The sequence below is a fragment of the Campylobacter showae genome (assembly GCF_963515975.1).
Classification (GTDB): Bacteria; Campylobacterota; Campylobacteria; order Campylobacterales; family Campylobacteraceae; genus Campylobacter_A; species Campylobacter_A showae_F.
Map to the genome: position 1 here is coordinate 23,869 of NZ_CAUPZM010000011.1, position 19,928 is coordinate 43,796.

Below are 19,928 nucleotides of genomic sequence, written 5' to 3' on the forward strand. Positions count from 1 at the left end.
TTTGGATATTTTATAAAAAATTCAATTAAATACGAATTAGTCTCAAATAATTTTTGATTTATGAATTTTGTGCGAGATTTGGCTAGAAAGTAAGAAATTTAGAAGAAAACCTGCGGAAAGCCGAAGCCCTCCGCAGATAAAGGCGTATTACATCATTCCGCCCATGCCGCCCATGCCGCCCATATCAGGCATCGCAGGCATCGGTTTATCCTCTTTTAGCTCGCTTATGGTAGCTTCCGTGGTTAGAAGCAGGCTCGCCACGCTAACCGCGTTTTGTAGAGCCACGCGCTCGACCTTGACCGGGTCGATGATGCCGGCTTTAAACATATCCACATACTCGCCCGTAGCCGCGTTGAAGCCGTAGTTATCATCTTTGCTCACGCTTACGGAGTTTGCTACTACGCCCGCGTCAAATCCCGCATTTTCAGCGATCTGGCGTAGCGGAGCGGTTAGGGCACGTCTTACGATATCTGCGCCGATAGCTTCGTCGCCGCTTAGTTGTAGATCCACTTTTGCGCTCGCTTTGATAAACGCAGCGCCGCCGCCGATCACGATGCCCTCCTCTACGGCCGCTTTAGTCGCGCTTAGAGCGTCGTCCACGCGGTCTTTTTTCTCTTTCATCTCAGTCTCGGTAGCAGCGCCCACCTTGATAACCGCTACGCCGCCGCTTAGCTTAGCTAGGCGTTCTTGTAGTTTTTCTTTATCGTAGTCGCTAGTAGTTTCCGCGATTTGAGCTTTTATCTGGATGATTCTAGCGTCGATTGCCGATTTCTCGCCTGCACCGTTTACGATAGTCGTATTATCCTTGTCGATGATGACGCTTGAAGCTTGACCCAGGTCGCTTAGAGTCGCGCTTTCTAGCGTTCTTCCTAGCTCTTCGCTCACTACTTCGCCGCCTGTTAATATCGCGATATCCTCAAGCATCGCTTTTCTGCGGTCGCCAAAGCCTGGAGCCTTAACCGCAGAGATGTTTAGTACGCCGCGAAGCTTGTTTACTACTAACGTTGCAAGCGCCTCGCCCTCGATATCTTCAGCGATGATTAGTAGCGGTTTGCCTGTTTTTTGAATCTGCTCGAGCACAGGTAGTAGGTCTTTTAAATTTGTAATCTTCTTGTCAAATAGCAATATGAACGGATTGCTTAGCTCGACCTGCATCTTTTCGGCGTTTGTGATGAAGTACGGGCTTAGATATCCGCGGTCAAACTGCATACCCTCGACCACGTTTAGCTCGTCGTGGATAGATTTTGCTTCCTCGACGGTAATGACGCCGTCTTTGCCGACTTTTTCCATCGCGTCAGCGATCAGTCCGCCGATAGCAGAGTCAGAATTTGCCGAGATAGTGGCTACTTGCGCGATCTCTTTTTTATCGGTTACTTTGCGCGATAGGCTTTTTAGCTCGGCGATTATAGCTGCGGCTTGCTTATCCATACCGCGTTTTACCTCGACCGGATTTGCGCCTGCGGTGATATTTCTTAAGCCCTCTTTAAAGATAGAGTGCGCCAAAACCGTAGCTGTAGTCGTACCGTCGCCAGCCTCGTCGTTTGTTTTGCTAGCGACCTCTTTTACTAGGCCTGCGCCCATGTTTTCTAGAGCGTCTTTTAGCTCGACCTCTTTAGCTACGCTCACGCCGTCTTTGGTGATCGCAGGAGCGCCGAAGCTCTTTTGCACTAGCACGTTTCTGCCGCGAGGCCCCATCGTTACTTTTACCGCGTCGTTTAATTTTCTAACGCCTTCATATAGTCTATTTCTAGCCTCGTCTGAAAAAAATATCTCTTTTGCCATCTTTTTTCCTTTAAATTTAGATTATTTTAAAACGCCCAAAACATCTTCGATTTTTAGAACCAAATATGTTTTACCATCAAGCACGACCTCGGTGCCGCCGTATTTTGCGAAAACTACGCTATCGCCCACACTCACGCCTTCTACCTCGCTTGATACCGCCAAAACCTTGCCGCTTAAAGGTTTTTCTTTTGCATTATCGGGTATAATGATGCCCGAAGCGGTCGTTTTGACGTCCTCAAGACGCTCGACTAAGACTCGTTTGCCTAACGGTTGAAAATTCATGATTCATCCTTTATGGTTTGATTTTTACTTTTTTAGCACTCTTTTGTTTTGAGTGATGAAATTATAGTCAAATTTTTAGAATTTGTCAATAATTTAGCTAAAATTCTTAACAAGTCTTAGTATAATCGGCTCAAGTTTCATAATAAAATTAAACTAAATCTAAAGGATAGACGATGAAAATATTAGGCGCCCTGCTCGGACTGGTTTTTGCTTTGCTTATCGCGGCTTACGTCGCGGCCTTTACGGATTTTGGCAACGGCTTGGTTAAGCCGTATGCCCAAAATTTGATCAAAGAAAAAAGCGGATTTGACGTCAAATTTGACAAATTTCAGATCCGCCCGACGAGCGTAGATATCGTAGCGAACGTAAACGGCGAGATCGTAGCGAACGTAAACGGCGGGCTTTCGATTTTCTCGCAAAGCCTCGATCTAAAATACGACGTCGCCGTGAGCGATCTAAAAAGCCTGGGCGTCAAGCTAAACGAAGCTATGAAAATCTCAGGCATCGCAAAGGGCAAATTTAGCGATTTCGCCGCTAGCGGAGTAGGCCAAATGCTAGGCTCAAACGTCAGCTTCGACGCAAATTTAAAGGACTACAAGCCGCTTTCTTTAAAACTCGACGCCAAAAATTTACAGGTCGAAAAAGCTCTAGCGCTAGCAGGTCAGCCTATCTACGCGCGCGGTAAAATCTCCGCCGTAGCAAATATAGTAGAAAGCGGTGGCAAGCCAAACGGCACCGCAAATATCGATATCTTGGACATCAAAACAGATAACGCGCTCATCGCAAAGGATTTTAACGTCACTCTGCCGTCAAATTTCGCCGCAAACGGCAAAATCGTAGCCGACGTTAAAGACGGCATCGTAAACGCCAAAAGCGCGGTGATCACGCCGCTAGCAACGATCGGCAGCGACAAGACGATCTACGATCCAAACTCAAACACCCTAAGCAGCGACGTCAAACTTATCGTGGACGATCTGGCTAAATTTGAGCCTGTCATCAAGCAAAAGCTTAGCGGAGCGTTTAAAGCAAACGGCAACGTCATCGCCACCGCCGGCGAGCTAAAAAACTTCGACGTCAAGATCGAAGGATTTGGCGGCAACGTCGATGCGGTGCTAAACGGCGGCAAACTAATAGCCAAAATCAGCTCGCTAAAGCTTGACGAACTAGTTAAAATCGCCGCTTTCCCGGCGTTTGTCGGCGGAACGATCAGCGGCGAAGCGGTGCTAAACGACGTGCACAACACGCAAAATATCTCTGGCTCGGTTAAGCTAGCCACCAAAAACGCGCGGCTAAATCCGGCCGAGCTAAAACAGGTCGCAAAGGAGATAAATTTAAGCAAACCTCTAGCCTTTGAACTAAACGCAAACGCCGATGTGGCGAGCTCGAAAGCCAAATTTAACGCCTCGCTAAACTCCGAACTTCTAAAACTAAAGAGCCTAAGCGGCGTTTACGGACTGGATGATAAAAATGCGGACGTCAAATTTGACGCGGGCATCGATGATCTGGGCAAATTTGAAGAGCTAATCGGCAAAAAGCTATCTGGCAAAGTGGACGTCAAAGGCGCGGCAAAGCTCGCAAAGGGCGCGCTTAGCGAGCTAGATCTAAACGCAAACGCGCTAGGCGGCAAGATAGATGCGAACCTCAAAAACGAAAAACTCACGGCAAATTTAAGCGCGCTTTCGCTCAAAGACGCATTTACGCTGGCTGCGCTGCCAAACTATGCCGACGCCGTGATCGACGGATCCGTAAATCTAAGCGGACTGGATCCGAAAAATCTCAGCGGTACGGCTAAATTTAACGTCAAAAACGGTATCGTAAACAGCGCCGTCGTAGTAAAAGAACTAGATAAACGCTTCCCAAGCGGCACGAAATTCGACGCTAACACAGACGTCGCTATAAACGGCGGCAAGGCTAAATTTGACGCGACAGCAAACCTCGTCTCAAACGCAAACAAGAACCTAATCGCGCTAAAAAATCTAAAAGGAGACTACGAGCTTGAAAGCGGCTCGGCGAAGGCGGATTTTGAGCTTAGCATAAGAGAGCTAAAAGAGATCGAGTTTTTGGTCGGACGACCTCTTTACGGGCCTTTGCTAGTTATCGGCGACGCGACGAAAACGGGCGAAAAGCTAAGCGCGAACGTAAATTCGCGGCTATTTAACGGCGATCTTAAGGCAGTCTTAAAAGACGATATCCTGAACGCAAATTTAAAAAGCTTTACCGCCAAAGGTCTCACCGACTTTTTGGGTCTCTCGCACGTCTATGACGGCACTGGCAACATGACGATGGACTATAATCTCGTCTCGCAAAAAGGCAAATTTGACGTCATAGTGGACGAAGGCAGGCTTGTAAATACCGATTTTACCGAGCAGGTAAGGACCTTCACGGGACGCGACATCACGAGCGAAATCTATAAAAATAGCAAAATAAAAGGTACGATAAACAAAAACCTCATCGACTTTAACGCCGATATGAACGCGACTAGAAGCCACGTCTCGGTAACTAGCGGCAAATACGACATGGCAACCAAGGCCGTAAATGTGCCGATCAAGATGAACTACGAAAAAACCGACATCGACATCACGGTCACGGGCACTAGCGACAACCCGAAATACACGATCGGCTCGGACTACCTAAAGGGCAAGGCGATCAAAGAGCTGGATAGATTTTTGGATAAGAAATTCGGCAAAGACAACGAAAACGGCACCACGGGCGATGCAAAAAAAGACGCCAAAAAAGATGCGATAAAAGGGCTTATAAAGGGACTATTTTAGGTAAATTTGAGCTAAGCGCGGCGGTAAATTTGACGTCGAATTTGAGCAAAATAAGTTCGCAAATTTAAAGCCAGAACCCGTTTGCTCGGCGCGTCAAATTTGGGCTACTCAGCCAAATTTGACCGCTCGGCTCGGCGATCAAATTTACGATTTGCCGGGCGGTAAATTTGAAAGCCGCTTTGCGGTCGCCAAATTTGGACTTTGCTACTCAAATTTGCGGCTTGGATTTAGAGGCTGAAAAATTTAGCTTAACGTCAAATTTGACACACTATTTCGCAGTTAAATTTAAACTGCTCGGCGTTTAATCGGATCAAATTTGATTTTACCGAGCGAAACGGCGGCAAATTTAACCAAGACAGACTCAAGGAAATATTTAGCGGCAGATACGCGGTGTGCTTAAAAAGACGCCCGAGCAAAGCCAAAATAGTAAATTTTAAATGATAGAAGTTTTAGAAGCTGGCGCTGCGCAAAGCCGAAAGCCAAATCAACGCCCGCCCATGAATCAAAAACAACGGCAAGCAGAGCTCACTCGCCGCATTTACGCCCCCGCCAGACAATCAAAATCTAGCGAGGCGCGAGATCTTACTTCGCCTTTTTAACGAGTTCTCTAAATTTAACGCAGCCTTCCGTATATCCGTAATCGCAAGAGACCCCGTAAATATCCATCGCTTTTTTCATATCCTGTTCGCTCTTTTCGTATCCTTGCGCGAGCATATAGCAGCCTTGCGAGTCTTTGTGGTCGCAGGCTAGCGAGTAGTATTTGCGGACTTTTTGCGGGTCTTTCGCGCCGCCGTATTCGCCGCTGTGATGAGCAGCCGCCCTATAGCACGCCTCGCCGACTCCGCCCTCGCAGGCCTTTTCATATAGCGCCGCCGCCTTTTCGTAGTCTATCTGAGAGATTTGCCACAGTATGGTACCCTCGTACACCGCGGCTACGGCCGTGCAGCCGTCCATGTCGCCCATATCGCAGGCCTTTTTATATAGCGCAAAGGTCTTTTCGCCGCCGCCATCGTCGTCATGCGAGAGACCCTGCTCGCCCAAAAACGCCGCCATATAGCAACCCGCGGCATTTTTATCGTCGTTGCAAGATTTTTCAAACAGTCGCGCGCCGTTTTCGAAGTCCGATTTTTTTAGATAAATTTTCGTGGCTTGTTCAAAGTTTCCGCCAAAAGCCGCCGCCGCCAAGATCGCAGCTAAAATAATCTTTCTCAACGCATCCTCCTATTTGCTAAATTTTTTAGATTTGGCGCAGCCGCGACCAAGGCCGTTTTCGCAAGCAAGACCGTAATATTTCGCCGCTTCGGCGCTATTTTTAGGCGTTCCGTCGCCTGACTCGTAGATATCGGCCGCGTTGTAGCAGCCCTCGCCCTCTCTGGCCTCGCAGGCTAGTTTATAGTATTTTAGCGCATCGGCGAATTTCGAGGCGTTGTCGTGCTGTTTGGCTATCTTTAGGCAAGCTTCCCCGTCTTTGCTCTCGCATGCTTTTTCGTAAAATTCGGCTGATTTTTCCGTGTCGTCCTGCTCTACGACAAAATTATCATTTGACGGCGTAGAGTCATAAAAATCGCCCGCCATAGAGCAAGCTTTAGCGTAGCCAAGATCGCAAGCGCTTTTATAAAGCTCGAAAACTTCGCCGTTTATTCGCGCATACTCCTCATCGTCTTTTAGGTCGTATGTTTGATAGGCTTTTAGCTGCGCGGCTATGTAGCAACCTACGGCGTTTTTATCATCGCGGCACGATTTTTCGTAGAGTTTGGGTACGTTTTTATCGCCCATATCTTGTAGGTATTTTTTAGTAGCGATTTCAAAATTCGTCTGCGCGGCCGCCAATCCGGCTAAAATCAAAACGAGATAAATTTTCTTAAACATAGCGGCTCCTTATTTTTTGTTTTTGTAAAGTTTTCTAAAATCGGCGCAAGCTCCCCTAGAGCCATAGTCGCAAGCTAACCCGTAAAAATCCATCGCCTTCGTCTCGTCTTTTTTTACGCCCTCGCCACTTTCGTACATATCAGCTAGCGCGTGGCAGCCGCTCGCGTCCTCGTACTTGCATGCGGTTTCGTAAAATTTAGACGCTTTGGCTAAATTTTGCTCGGTGCCCCCGCTGTTGTAGTCGTAGTATCCGGCCACTCTCGCGCACGCGGCGCCCACTTTGCCCTCGCAAGCTTTTTCGTGAAATTTCATCGCTTTTTTATAGTCGGTTTCCTGCCCGGCCTGTCCGTTTTCGTAGATGTCGCCCAGAGATTTGCAACCGTCCATATCGCCAGCATCGCAAGCTTTTGAAAACTGCTCGAAGCCTTTTGCCTCGCTAGAGTTTTGCGAATAGGCGTTAATGTTTATAAAGCCCGCGGCATAGCAACCTACGATATTTTTCTCCTCGTAGCAAGACTTCTCAAAGAGCTTTAAGGCATTGTCGTAGTTGTTTTGAGCTAGCTCCGCGCTCGCCTCCTCGAAAGCAGGCACGGCGGCAAAAGCCGCGGACGCCAAAAAAGCGGCACAAACAATTTTCTTTAGCATTTGTTTTCCTTAAATTTGATTATTTTTCGCGAAATCTAAAATTTGGCGCAAACTATCTGCCCATTCTATCGAAAAACCACATAAAAGCAAACATTAGCCCCGTGGCCTTGGTTTTGGTTTCGTCGAACATAAACTCCCGCGCCCGCTCAAGCGGCACGTAAACAGGCTCGATACTTTCGCCGTCTATGCCGCCGCCTTTGCCGACTTTCATAGCGTCGTTTATCACGGCAAAAAACATCGTCTGCTTCGCTCCGCCAAAGCCCAGCGCGCCGCGAGTGGATGTTATGCGCTCGACCTTACTCACGGCAAAGCCCGTCTCCTCGGCGATCTCCTCGATGACGGTCTGCTCCTCGCTCTTGCCTTTGTCCATCAGACCCGCGCAAAGCTCGTAGGTATAGCCCTCGTCGCCCTTTTGCGTCAAATTTAGCTCGCGTCCGTCTTGTAAGTTAAACCAAACGGCGGGGCGAAACTGCTTAACTAGCAAAAACGCGTCCTTATCCTCGTGATAAAGCAACACCGAGACGCTGTCGTGAGCCTTGATACACTCCCATCTGACGGACTTTTCGCACAGATCAAACGAAATTTGATACGGCTTTACGTAGTGCGGGGAGGTTAAATTTTCTATTTTGATATTTTTTACAGAAGTATCCATTTTGCCAGTCCTAAAAAGCTAAAAAAGCCGACCGTGTCGGTAACGGTGGTAAGCAGCACGGCCGAGCCGACGGCGGGGTCGATGTCAAATTTCTTTAAGGTTAGCGGTATCAAAGTACCGAAAAATCCGGCGAAAAACAAATTTATCAACATCGAAGCGCCGATAACGACGCCAAGCATCGGGCGATTAAACCACAGCGCAGCGATAACGCCCATCAAAAATGCAAAGGTTAGTCCGTTTATAAGTGCGATGCCGACCTCGCGTTTTAGCGCATTTGCGGCGTTTTTAAACTCGATTTCTCCCAGAGTTAGTCGGCGCACGGTAACCGTAAGCGCCTGCGTGCCGGTGTTTCCGCCCATGGATGCGACGATAGGCATCAGTACCGCAAGCGCTACGTAGCTGGCTATCGTCTCGTCAAAAAGCCCGATGATAGATGAGCTGATTAGCGCCGTAAATAAATTTATAAGTAGCCAAACCGCTCTCGCGCGAGTGGCCTTAACCAGGCTCGTATCCTCCTCCTCGGCTTCGTCGTCGACGCCGGCTAGGTTATAAATTTGCTCCGTGGCGCTTTCTTTTATAAAGTCGTGGATATCGTCGGTGGTGATACGACCGAGCAAATAGCCCTTGCTATCGACGACCGCGATCGAGTTCATATCGTAGTTTTCGACCGTTTCTACGACCGTCTCGATAGGCTCGTTATCGACGGCTACATTGGGTTTATACTTATCCTCTTCGCTCTTTGAGATGATCTCTCTTAAGGTTTGGTTAAAGTCAAATAGTATCAGATCCTCAAGCGGCACCGCATGGAGCAAAACGCCCTTTTTATCGGTGATAAAAAGCTGCGAGACGTTTTCTAGCTTGCCCTCTTCTTTCTCGCGTCTTAGCCGCTCGACCGCCGTTTTTAGCTGTTCGTCGATATGCGCGCTAAAAAGCTCCGTCTGCATAAACGCGCCCGCCTCACCCTCGTCGTAGCTGCGGATACGTAAAATCTCCTCCTGATCGTCCTTATCTAGGCCGTCAAAGAGCTCCTTAGCCTTTTGTTCGTCGATCTCCTCGATATACTCCAAAAGCTCGGCGGCGTCGTCGCTCTCTAGCTCTTCGATCGCCTCGATGATTTTGTCGCTGGGTATCTGCTCGATCACGTCCTTTAGCATGTGATCGGGCATCTCGATCGCTACGTCGCCCAGGATCTCGGGGTCGAGCTTTTCGAGGTATTCGCCAAAAAGCTCCTCGTCATGTTTTTTGAGCGTTTTTAGGTGCTGGGCGAGATCGGCGGGGCTTAGTTCCTTATCGATCGTCTCGTTTAGATGCGAGTCTAGCAGTTCTTTGGCTTCGTTTAATTGCTCGTTTTCTTCCATCACTTACTCTTTTTGTCGCTTGACTCGGCGGTTTTATCTTTTGATTTAGCCTTTTTATCGGCGGTCTCTTTTTGTTTTTTAGACTTATCTTTGCTAGCGTTTACGTCCTTCTTCTTTTTAGACTCGCTTTTTGCCTCTTGGCTTGGTTTGTCCTTTTTCTTGTCCGCCTGCTTTGGTTTGTCTTTGTTATTTTTAGCGGACGAATTTGACTCGGTTTTTTTTGCCTCTTTGCTTGATTTTTTAGGCTCAGCCTTGCTTGCCGCCTTGTTTGACGCTTTTGCGGAGGTTAAATTTGACTCCGGTTTTGCAGATTTTGCCGCGGCTAAATTTGCCGTTTCGTTCGCGTCCGTTTTTGACTCGGAGGAGTTATTTTCGGCCTTAGGCTGCACGGTCAAATTTGGCTCAGACGTAGTTAAATTTGACTCCGTCAAATTTGCATCGTCGTTGCCGCTTACAGGCTCGCTAGTTAAATTTACGTCCGCGGCATTTGGTTGCGCCGTTAAATTTAAATCATCGCTCTGCAAGGTTAAATTTACATCGCTTTTCGGTTCCGCGATCGGGTGCTCCCAGTCCATCGCCGCGTCAAATCTATACTCTTTTTCAGGGATTCTATCCTTGCCAAGAGCCTTTTTTATCTCGGGTTCTAGCCGCTCTACGCGGTTTTTAAACTCCCTTTCTTCTTTTGAGAAAAATACGCTTTTAGCCACCTTTATCTCGGTTTCAGGATTTACCGCGGTGCCGTTTTTATAGACGCCAAAGTGCAGGTGCGAGCCCGTACTCATGCCCGTGTTGCCCACATAGGCGATGAGCTGGCCTTGCTTGACCTTGACGCCGGTTTTTATACCTTTAGCAAAGCCGTTCGTGTGCGCGTACAGCGTCTCGTAGGCGCCGGCATGCTTTAGGATCACGACCTTGCCGTAGCCGCTTTTGGTACCGACGAATTTAACCGCGCCCTCGCCCGCAGCCTTTATCGGAGTGCCTTTAGGAGCGCCGTAGTCAACGCCCAAGTGCGCCTTATAGCGCTTTAGTATCGGATGAAAGCGCTTGGGCGTAAACGGCGACGTGATACGAGCGTTTGAGATAGGTCTAGTGAGCAAAAATTTATCGCTTTTTTTGCCGCTTTTGTCGTAGTATTTGTTTTGATGTCTATAAACCGTGTACCTTTTACCCCTGATCTCTATCGCCGCCCAGTCGATTTCAGGCATACCGAAAGTGCGACCCAGCCTAATCTTTTGCTTGTAGCTCATCGCGAGCCTGTCGCCCTTTTTCAGCCTTTTAAACTCGCCGTCGCCGACCTCGCCTTTCATCGCTAGATAAAATCCATGCGCCAGCGCTACGCTGCCGGTAATTTCTATGATGTCTTGCGACGGGTTTGCGCTAACGGGCATACTAAGCACGCGGTCGTAGGTCTGATATGAGATCGGAGAGAGCTGAAATTTAAACCCGCCGTCGTCGTCTTTGTAAATTTGCGCTTGAAGCTCTTCGTTTACGGGGATCAGCACCTGAGATATCCCGCCCTTTTCGTCCTTTGAAATTTGATACGAGATGCCTTCCTTAATCTCGTCCAGGAACTCTTTATCCTCTGAGTCCAAATCATAATAAAGCTTTAGCGGGATGGAGTTTTTTTCTAAAAACGTCAAAAAGCTATCGCCCTTGGGCCAACTAAGCTCCTGGACGGTAGATTGTATAGGCGCGGCGGCGAATAAATTTACCGCCAGCAGTAAAGCTAATGAAAATTTCTTCATAAAATCCCTTGATTTAAAAGCCGTATTTTACTCGAAAATTACTTACATTTTGCAAAACTAAGCCAGTTTCAGATATAATGAGCGCTAAAATTTCAAACTTTCAGGAGATAAATTTTGAAAAAATTTCTTTTATTTTTAGCGGCGGCTTGCCTCGGTTTTGCGGCGGAATTCTCGATGAGAGAGTACAAAACCCCGCTAATAAGCGTGGATGAGGGCGTAGGCACGATCATAGACAGCTCGGACATCGTCGTAGGCAGTAGCGGCGTCGTGATGCATAAATTTGAAGGCTCTCAAAGCTCAATCATCGCTCGCGCCGTCGTTACGGAAAAAGACGGAGGCTTTGCGAAGGTGCGATTCGAGGTATTTGACACGTTAGCGCAAAAAGCTCTACCGATACCGGGAATTTTGCCTAAAGGCGGCGACGAGATCATCCTAAACTACCTATACAACCGCTCGCTCATCATCGTGCCGAACAAAGAAATTTACGCCGAAGTAACGAACGCTTTTAAAGATATCACCTTTATCCACCCCGATATCGTGGGCTCGTACCTAAGCTACGAGTATAAGCCAAACCCTAGCCGCGACGATTTTCGCAAAATGTGCTCTCAAAGCGCTGCGGGGCTCATTTTTATCGCCATGAACAACGAAGCGCTTTTTGCCGATTGCCAGAGTTTCGAGCCGCTAAAACGCTTCCAAAGCGGCGCGGTCAAATACTACCAGCTGCCTTTCTACACTCGCGTCAAGGACATCGATACGGTATTTTGGAAATGGGGCTCGGAGCAGATCAGCGACTTTGACCGCCACTACAAAGCTCTTTTGAAAGAAAAATGATGCACGAAAAACACGCTAAATTTTTTGTAAATTTACTAGGCGCGGACAACGCCTACTTCGACGACGCGCACAGGATCGCCTACTGCTACGACGCGACCAGAAAGCGACATTTGCCCGACGGAGTGCTTTTCCCTAGGGACGAGCGCGACGTTAGCGAGATTTTAAAGTACTGTAACGAAAATAAAATCATAATCGTGCCTAGAGGTGCGGGTAGCGGCTTTACGGGAGGTGCGCTAGCGCACGAGGGCGGCGTGGTGCTTGCTTTTGAAAAGCACATGAACAAAATCCTAGAGATCGACATGCAAAACATGGTCGCCGTCGTGCAGCCGGGCTGTATAAATATAAATTTACAGCGCGAAGCCGAGAAGCTAGGGCTTTTCTACCCGCCAGATCCCGCCAGCCAGGAGTACTCAACGCTAGGCGGCAACGTCAGCGAAAACGCAGGCGGCATGCGTGCGGCAAAATACGGCATCACCAAAGACTACGTCATGGCGCTACGAGCCGTGCTGCCTAACGGCGAAGTGATCCGCGCAGGCAAACGCACGATAAAAGACGTCGCGGGATACAATATCGCAGGCATCCTCATCGCCAGCGAGGGCACGCTAGCGGTAATAACCGAGATCACGCTAAAACTCATCGCAAAGCCTAAATTTAGAAAAACGGCGATGGGAATTTTTCCTAGCGTAAATGCCGCGATGAACGCCGTTTATAAGACGATGGCGGCAGGCGTGACGCCTGTAGCTATGGAATTTTTAGACGCTCTTTGCATACGCGCGGTCGAGACCAAATTTAACAAAGGCCTACCGCAAGATGCGGGCGCTTTGCTCATCACCGACGTAGACGGCGACGTTTTAGACGGGCTAGAGCAGGATCTTGCTACGATAGAGCGAGTGTTTAGAGAAAACGGCGCTAGCGAATTTAGGCGCGCTAAGGACGAGAGCGAGCGAAACGACATCTGGTTCGCCCGCCGCAACTGCTCGCAGGCGATAAATATCTACGGAAATTTAAAGCTAAACGAGGACATCACGGTGCCGCGCTCAAAGCTACCCGAGCTGCTAGAGCGTATCGGCGGCGTCGCTGAAAAATACGGCGTGCAGGTGCCGTGTTTCGGCCACACGGGGGATGGCAACGTACACACTAACGTCATGGTAGTGGACAAAACCAACCCGACGCAGGTAGAGAGCGGACACAAAGCGATCGAGGAAATTTTTAAGATCGCGGTGGAGCTTGGCGGTACGCTTAGCGGCGAACACGGTATCGGTATCAGCAAGGCCGAGTTTATGCCGCTTGCCTTTACGGACGCCGAGATGGAGCTTTTTAGAAGTATCAAAAAGGCGTTTGATCCGAACAATATCCTAAACCCGTTTAAAATGGGGCTGTAAATTTGGCGCAAGGCGTAGCTGATTTTTTAAAAATAGCCCTTGACGCCTTGGTGATTGTTTTTTTGGCTGTACTGCTTTTTAGGAAAAATGACAAAATATCTTTTCGGCACGTCGGTTGCGGAGACTTGCTTATACGTCCTGACCCGTTTTTAAAGATAATGTACTTTTTAATGTTTTCATGTTGCGGCGCAATGTTGCTATCAAGCCGAGTGGCACATAAAAAATTATTCGCCGACTATAATCTGCTGCTATTTCTTTACGATATGCTATCGGTTTGCCTTTTGGCTTTCGCTTTTTATACCCTGATGCAAAAAGGCATAAGAGTCAAGCAAGACGGCATCTCAAAAGAGATAGGATTGTTTGGCTTTAAACGCTCCTATGAAGTTAAATTTGACGAAATGATTTATGATGTCGGAGTTGCTCTCAGAGGCGATGAAAAAGTATTCAAAATAAAATGCGAAAACAGCGATACTAAATTTGGATTTGGGTCATTGTATGCGAGAAAAGACATGGATGATTTAGAAAAATTGATACGCAAAAATATCAAATTTAAAAACCTTAAACCTCTAAGTAGCTAAATTTTAGGACGAAAATGGTCCAGCAAAAATACTAAAAATTACAGAGGCGGAAATCATCCGCCTCATTCTTACGCCTACGTTTTAAAATTTATACTCCAGCTTCACGCCGCCGCTTACGCCGTAGCTTCTATCGTTATCTAGCATTCCGCTAAGCTGATAAGAAACCGCAAAATTTTTGCTAAACTCCGTGCTTGCAGACAAATTTAGCTTATAGACCAGCTTGTTGTTGTCGAGCTTGTAGTCGACGTATTCATTTGAGTTATTAAGCGAAACATAAGATTTGTCGTCAGAGTTATAGACGTTTTGTTTTACTAAAAATTGAGCCGCAAATGCATTTTTGTCGCTATTTAGCACATACTCGAGGCCGACCCCCAAAGCTACGTTAAAGTCGTTTATGTCTTTTTGGTCGTATATGTCGTTTTTAAAACCCTTTACTCCGTTTGCGCCAAATTCTAGCGCAAGTACGGGCTTGATAGCCTGAGCGTATTCGCCGTTTGAGCCGAGGGAAATTTTATATTTATAGTAGTTACTCGAAAGGACGCCCGTGCTTCTTACGCTAGCCTTTTGCGAATCGTTTAAGCTGCGCTTAGAGTTTACGAAGGCTAAATTTAGATTGCTCTGTATCTCGTGAGCGTCTCGCTCAAAAAATCCATACGCTCCAAAACTGTAAATTTTAGCATCGTCGCTCATGGCGCCAGAGCTAAATTTAGCCTTGCTCACGCCCGCGCTAGCGCCCAAAATAAATTCGTCGTAGCTCCTGTCGTAGCCGATATTAGTACCGTAAAATTTTAAATCTCCGCCGCTATCTTTATCTTTAAAGTACGCTCCGTTTACGTTCGCCCAGAAGTTATTTCTCAGCCTATCCGCCTCAGCCGCCTCATAAGCCATCGCAGCAGTTGGTTTAAAGTCGCTCTCAAGCCCGGCTAGACTAAATTTAGAGATATCAGCCTTTGCCCTTAATTGCATAATTCGCGACAGTCTTGAGTTGATCAGCTCGTTGTTGTTCTGCAAGGCCTTAACGCTGATTTTTAAAGATGAAGCCGAAATTTCCTTCATATCGGATTCCGCCTTTAGCGCCATACGCTTTATCGTTTCCATATCGGCGCTTTGAACGGCATTTTCATATTCAGGCGTATTTTTTAGCATATTTAGGATCTTGTTTTGTCTTTCGCTAAACTCTGCTATTTTTAAACCCTGCTCCACTCCTGGCGTTACCTGCGGATTTGAAGCCTGCTTGTCGCTCAAGCTCATCAAAATTTTGCCGTCTTTTATGGTATAGGTAGTAAAAAGATCATTAATCTTTTGCTCCATATTAAATATTGCGCCCTTGTTTACGATATTTGTAGCGCTTACTAGTGTGTAGGTTTTATCGGCTGTCATTTGCCCTTTTAAAGCAGTCGTAAAGTCGATATTAAATTTCATCCCCGCGCCAAGTGTCAAAACCTTTTTAAAGTCCAAAATCGGCTCGTCTGCGTTGCCGAAATCTTTAATATTTAAATTTTTCGTTACGGTCGTATCAGGCTCAAAGGTTAGTTTATTTGCTCCGCTAACTCCTAAGTCTTCTATTTCTAATTTGCCGCTTCCAGCCACTATGCTACGAGTAGGAGCGGTATTTTTGCCGTTTACGACAAGTTCTCTTAGCTTTGTGGTTGTGCCGCCGACTTTTAGCATACTGTCGCTATCCATGACGATTTTATTTTTAAAACTTACGTCTTTAACTAGCAAATTTCCTTTTTCTACGTTTTGGCGGTATTTTAATCCGTCATCATAGGTGTTTGATCCGTCAAATTTATCTATATAGTGAGCCAAATCGCCGCTTAAATTTATAACCGAGTTTGCGGCTTTTATTTCGCCGTTTAAGTCAGCTTCCTTGCCTATCGTAAGCTCTGAGGAATTTAAATTTATACCCTCTTTTGCGTTAAATTCTCTTTTGTCCCAATCAGGCTGAGACAGCGTCGACGGACGAGTTAGATCCATATACTCGGGCAAGGTTAGGCCTGCGGCGGCTATTTTATCCTTTACCGCCTGCGTTAAGACGCTAGTATCTGCCGTAGCGTGAGCGGTCGGGTGTCCTTGCAAAGTCACTTTGGCGTTATTTAGAGTCAGGCTTCCGTCTATATCAAAACCGCCGTCAAACACAAGCTCTTGTCCTTGTCCATCGTGTTTTATGTCTATATTTTTGTCTACGCTCGCATGAAATATCGTATCTTTACCGTTTTCGCCGCTCACAGTAAGTGTCGATCTTTGCGTGCCTAGGTTGGTTATTTTGGCGGCGTTTGAGTTGGCCGAAACATTGCTAAAGGTTTGATTAAATCCGTTTAAATCAAGCTTTCCGCCGCCGTTTCCAAAGAAAATTTTATCTTTTAAGCTATCGTCTACGCCAAGCTTTAACAAGCCTCTACCGCTCGTTACGTAAATATTTTCAAAAGCGTTTGCCGTTTTTAGCTCTACGACGCCGTCGCCCAGCCTTAGAGCTTTATTACCGCTAGAATTTACGATTAGGTTTCCTTTGCCGATCTTGTGAATACTCGTATCTGAAACGACGTTTAAATCTAGACTTGCTCTTCTAGCAACGTCAAAGCCTGCAAGTTTTTTAATCTTACCGCTACCGCCGATCGCGACATCCCCGTTTTTGACCACTATTCCGCCGTGCCCTAGATCTAAGTCCGAATTTAGCGTTACGTCGCTTGTAGCGGTTAATATATTGTCTTTGTTTTGCACAAGTTGCGCATCCGTAACATTTGATCCAGCCACGTCGTTTTCATAGTCTTTTTTGTAGTCGTTAAAATCGGTCATCGTTACGATTGAGGCGTTGTTGCTATTATCGGCTACCGTGGATAAAACCCCTACTAAAACCCATTTTTGCGCCACTGTATCGTACACGAAAAACCCAGAACCGCTATCGCCCGGCAAAAGCCTATTTCTAAAGCCTCTATCGGAGGTCATAAACATATAAACCCCAGGCCTATTTATACTTGAAAGATTAGTTTTATAATGTGCCGAATAATTCACGCTTATTTCATTTACGCTTCCGCCCAAAGCCTGGTTAACGATACCTTGATCTTCAAATTCTCTTGCGCTTACGACGGTGTTATATCCGTCCGACTCCGTCTTTGGTTTTGGCTTTTCAAGCCCAAGCGCTCCGGTGCCCGCCTGATAGGCAAGGACGTTATCGCCTCTAGCCCCGCCGCTATTTTTTATATCTTTTATATAGTCTTCTATCTTTTTTGCATTGGCCTCATCTTTGGTTCTATCAGTACCTGAGATATCTAAATTCGGCACATCTAGCGGATCAATTTGTCCCTCTACGATATATTTTGTGGTTCGCATATAGGCTGTATCGGAGTTGTATAGTTTTTCCGTAGAAGTTGCCGTATGCGATGTTAGATATTCGTATTTTGTATTGCCAAACCACCCTCTATTTTCATTAAAATTACTAGCCGCAGCAGCCCCCAACGTATGATTTGCCGTTACGACGAAATTTCGTCCCAGAGAGGTAAAATTTCCTTTATTATTCCTAGCGCCGCTATTTGGGATTTTATCAAACGTAAATTTGTCGCCGTTTCTTTGCGCAAATTCTAGCGGAGCGTCTTGCGGAGCAAAAACGCCCTTATTTTGCGCAAAATCAAGATAATCCCTATAATAATTCGTTCCTATATCCATAACCTGCGAGTTGGCACAGGTGCACAAAATGCTAGCTAAAACAATCGAAATACCAAATCTATTATTCACAAATAACCTCCAAATTATTTACTTTATTTAAATTTCATAATAATATTATAAATACAATTTAACAAATCTCTAATAAATTTTGAAGGCGCATTATATACGCTTTTTAATTTTTTTGCAACCCTTAGCAAAATATTCTTTATTTTAAAATCTTTAATTGTAAAATACCTAAAATTTAAGGATTTAAGATGACTGCGCAAAAATTTGAAAAGATAAAACAAACGCTTAAAATTTGGCTCACGGCGATGCTAAAGATCAAGGACAAGCAGCTGTTGCACTACGCATCAAGCCTGAGTTTTCACACGATGCTCTCCATCATCCCCGTGCTACTCATCTCGCTCTCGCTTTTTACGCAGATGCCAAGCTTTAGCGTCTATTACGCCAAAATCAAGGAATTTATATTCGCCCAGCTACTACCCTCAAACCAAGACGCGATATCAAACTACATCGAGACCTTTTTACAAAACAGCTCGAGCCTTGGCATCCTCGGCCTTGGCGCCATCATCTTTACTTCGATCATGTTTTTTGCCGATTATGAATACGTCATCAACCGCATCATGCACACGCAAAGCCGCAAATTTTGGAACTCGCTAAGTGCCTATTGGACACTCATTACGCTGGCTCCCTTAGGGCTTGGGCTTAGTTTTTATCTCTCAAATTTATTTCAAGATATGCTAAACTCCAGCACCTACACGAAGTGGATAAATTTTCTCAGCATATTTCCGTACCTCATCATTTGGGCGATATTTTGCGTGACGTATCTCATCTCGATAAACCGCCAAATCGCCCTAAAAAACGCGCTTTTTAGCTCGTTCGTAGCCTCGCTCATCTGGTATCTTGGCAAAAATATCTTCGTCTTCTACGCCGCAAACAACAAAACCTATCTTAGCATCTACGGTTCGTTTTCCGTAGTGCTGCTCTTTTTCGTGTGGATTTACGTGTCGTGGATCATATTTCTTTACGGCGTAAAGCTGTGCGCGTATCTGGAAAAAGCGGGCGAGAGCGACAAAGAAGCTTAAAAAAGCGCGGCAAAGCAGAGTAAATTTAGCGGCACGATAACGGCGGCCAAAATTTTGCTTTTGACGCTTGCTAAGCTCAGCGCGTTGTAAAGCAAAAATAGCCAAAACGGCACGTTCAAATTTACCCCCTTTGCGCGCCATGAGAGGAATTCGAGCAAATACTCGTCAAGCGCCCCGCCAGCGCCAAACGCGTGCAAAAGCGCGCTAATCGGATAAAATAAGCTAAAAAGCGGCGTGAGCGGTAAGACGGCTAGCTGCTGGGCGCTAACGAGCGGGAAAAAGTAAAGCACGGGCAAAATCATCGCCGAAAATACCCAAAAATTTAGCAAGATAGCGTTGCTTAAATTTGAAAATCGCTCGCCGAAGTGCCGCAAATACAGATAAATATAAAACACACCCATACACGAAAAATAAAATCCGATGCTAAAAAGTAGACTCGGCATCAGCGCCACGGCAGCGCAAATCACGACGAAAAGTAGCTCAAAGCTAACGACGCGCACGTTTCTAGCGAGCAAAAACAGAGCTAGTAATCCCATCAAAAACGCTCGCAAAAAGGACGGCACGAAACCGATCAAGGCAAGATAGCAAAACAAAACCGCAAAAATCGCGGCCGAGAGGTCAAATTTAGCGTTTCGATACGGAAAATAGCGCGCCTGAAAATAGCGGTAAATCGGGCGCAAAATAAAATATAACGCCCCAAAAATCAGTCCCAGATGATAACCCGAGATCGCGATGAGGTGCGCTACGCCGTAGAAATTTACGTCTTGGCGCAGCTCCTTGCCCACGGGCGCGGCCAAAAACAGCGCGGTAAAAAGCTCTGCCATTTTTTCGCTTTCGTGCTGCTCGGCAATAAACTCGAAAATTTTATCGTAAATTCGTTCCTTGCTCGCGGCGTACCTAAGTTCGGCTACGCCGTAGCTAGGCATATAAAACGAGCCGCTTAGGTACTCTTTAAATTTGACGTTTTTGTTTTCAACGCCGATTAAAATTTGCTCGCTCGCTCCCGCGTCAAAGTCCGCCCGCGTCGTCGTGTAGAAGCTAAAATCATTGGTTTTTAGCTTCAAAACGCGGTAAATTTTACCTTTTTCGTTCGTTTTTTCGTAGTTTTGTAAAATTTTGGCTTGCAGGATAACGCCGTTTTGGGCTTTAAATCCCCAAAATTTATAGTAGCTAAAGCCCAAATTTAGCGCCAAAATGAGCGCGCACGCAAGGCAAAATATATAAACCTCGCGCGCGTTTTCAAAGATAGATTTACGTTGCGGCTTTTGCAAAATTTGAGCTTAAA

At 46.4% G+C, this 19,928-nt stretch carries 15 protein-coding genes; 5 read left to right on the plus strand and 10 right to left on the minus strand.

From position 1 onward, the window contains the following. Positions 1–147: 147 nt before the first annotated feature. Both groL and groES read right to left on the minus strand, forming a co-directional pair. Positions 148–1,782, minus strand: coding sequence for a chaperonin GroEL (groL, locus tag RWM02_RS05365; RefSeq protein ID WP_122863534.1), 1,635 nt, complete (start codon positions 1,780–1,782; stop codon positions 148–150). A 21-nt stretch (positions 1,783–1,803) separates the two neighbouring features. Then, on the minus strand, positions 1,804–2,064 hold the full coding sequence (gene groES, locus RWM02_RS05370) for a co-chaperone GroES (protein WP_002946739.1): 261 nt from the start codon (positions 2,062–2,064) through the stop codon (positions 1,804–1,806). A 173-nt stretch (positions 2,065–2,237) separates the two neighbouring features. Here groES and RWM02_RS05375 point away from each other — a divergent pair, with 173 nt between their 5' ends. Then, on the plus strand, positions 2,238–4,835 hold the full coding sequence (locus tag RWM02_RS05375) for an AsmA family protein (RefSeq protein WP_314069791.1): 2,598 nt from the start codon (positions 2,238–2,240) through the stop codon (positions 4,833–4,835). Positions 4,836–5,417: 582 nt separating this feature from the next. On the opposite strand, the gene RWM02_RS05380 is transcribed toward RWM02_RS05375, so the two are convergent. Genes RWM02_RS05380 through RWM02_RS05405 form a run of 6 tightly spaced genes read right to left on the minus strand, consistent with a single transcriptional unit; the run spans position 5,418 to position 11,104 of the window. Then, the gene (locus RWM02_RS05380; RefSeq protein WP_122863532.1) at positions 5,418–6,047 is read right to left on the minus strand and encodes a tetratricopeptide repeat protein; all 630 of its coding nucleotides are present in this window, start codon (positions 6,045–6,047) and stop codon (positions 5,418–5,420) included. Between the two features lie 9 nt (positions 6,048–6,056). Further along, positions 6,057–6,704 carry a tetratricopeptide repeat protein gene (locus tag RWM02_RS05385; RefSeq protein ID WP_122863531.1) on the minus strand — a complete coding sequence of 216 codons (648 nt, stop codon included), beginning with the start codon at positions 6,702–6,704 and terminating at the stop codon, positions 6,057–6,059. 9 nt (positions 6,705–6,713) lie between these two features. After that, positions 6,714–7,349: a tetratricopeptide repeat protein gene (locus RWM02_RS05390; protein ID WP_122863530.1), complete on the minus strand. Its 636-nt coding sequence runs from the start codon at positions 7,347–7,349 to the stop codon at positions 6,714–6,716. Between the two features lie 52 nt (positions 7,350–7,401). After that, a complete protein-coding gene (locus RWM02_RS05395; RefSeq protein ID WP_314069795.1) occupies positions 7,402–8,001 on the minus strand; it encodes an NUDIX hydrolase in 600 nt (199 codons plus the stop codon). Next, a complete protein-coding gene (gene mgtE, locus RWM02_RS05400; RefSeq protein ID WP_314069798.1) occupies positions 7,986–9,359 on the minus strand; it encodes a magnesium transporter in 1,374 nt (457 codons plus the stop codon). The genes RWM02_RS05395 and mgtE overlap by 16 nt, the downstream gene beginning before the upstream one ends. Further along, entirely contained in the window at positions 9,359–11,104 is a 1,746-nt protein-coding gene (locus tag RWM02_RS05405) for a peptidoglycan DD-metalloendopeptidase family protein (RefSeq protein WP_314069801.1), read from the minus strand. The genes mgtE and RWM02_RS05405 overlap by 1 nt, the downstream gene beginning before the upstream one ends. Before the next feature lie 114 nt (positions 11,105–11,218). On the opposite strand from RWM02_RS05405, the gene RWM02_RS05410 reads away from it, so the two are divergent. Genes RWM02_RS05410 through RWM02_RS05420 form a run of 3 tightly spaced genes read left to right on the plus strand, consistent with a single transcriptional unit; the run spans position 11,219 to position 13,895 of the window. Further along, a complete protein-coding gene (locus RWM02_RS05410; protein ID WP_314069804.1) occupies positions 11,219–11,935 on the plus strand; it encodes a plasminogen-binding N-terminal domain-containing protein in 717 nt (238 codons plus the stop codon). Continuing rightward, a complete protein-coding gene (locus tag RWM02_RS05415) occupies positions 11,935–13,317 on the plus strand; it encodes an FAD-linked oxidase C-terminal domain-containing protein (RefSeq protein ID WP_314069806.1) in 1,383 nt (460 codons plus the stop codon). The genes RWM02_RS05410 and RWM02_RS05415 overlap by 1 nt, the downstream gene beginning before the upstream one ends. A 2-nt stretch (positions 13,318–13,319) precedes the next feature. Next, positions 13,320–13,895, plus strand: coding sequence for a hypothetical protein (locus tag RWM02_RS05420; protein ID WP_314069809.1), 576 nt, complete (start codon positions 13,320–13,322; stop codon positions 13,893–13,895). A gap of 81 nt (positions 13,896–13,976) precedes the next feature. On the opposite strand, the gene RWM02_RS05425 is transcribed toward RWM02_RS05420, so the two are convergent. After that, positions 13,977–17,627, minus strand: coding sequence for a S6 family peptidase (locus RWM02_RS05425; RefSeq protein WP_314069812.1), 3,651 nt, complete (start codon positions 17,625–17,627; stop codon positions 13,977–13,979). Between the two features lie 185 nt (positions 17,628–17,812). Here RWM02_RS05425 and RWM02_RS05430 point away from each other — a divergent pair, with 185 nt between their 5' ends. Then, positions 17,813–18,643, plus strand: a complete 831-nt coding sequence (locus tag RWM02_RS05430) for a YihY/virulence factor BrkB family protein (protein WP_314069815.1) — start codon at positions 17,813–17,815, stop codon at positions 18,641–18,643. Here the strand turns inward: RWM02_RS05430 and RWM02_RS05435 are convergent. After that, complete coding sequence (locus RWM02_RS05435; RefSeq protein ID WP_314069816.1) at positions 18,640–19,914, minus strand: ComEC/Rec2 family competence protein; 1,275 nt, start codon at positions 19,912–19,914, stop codon at positions 18,640–18,642. The two genes, RWM02_RS05430 and RWM02_RS05435, sit on opposite strands and share 4 nt — an antisense overlap. Positions 19,915–19,928 lie beyond the last annotated feature (14 nt).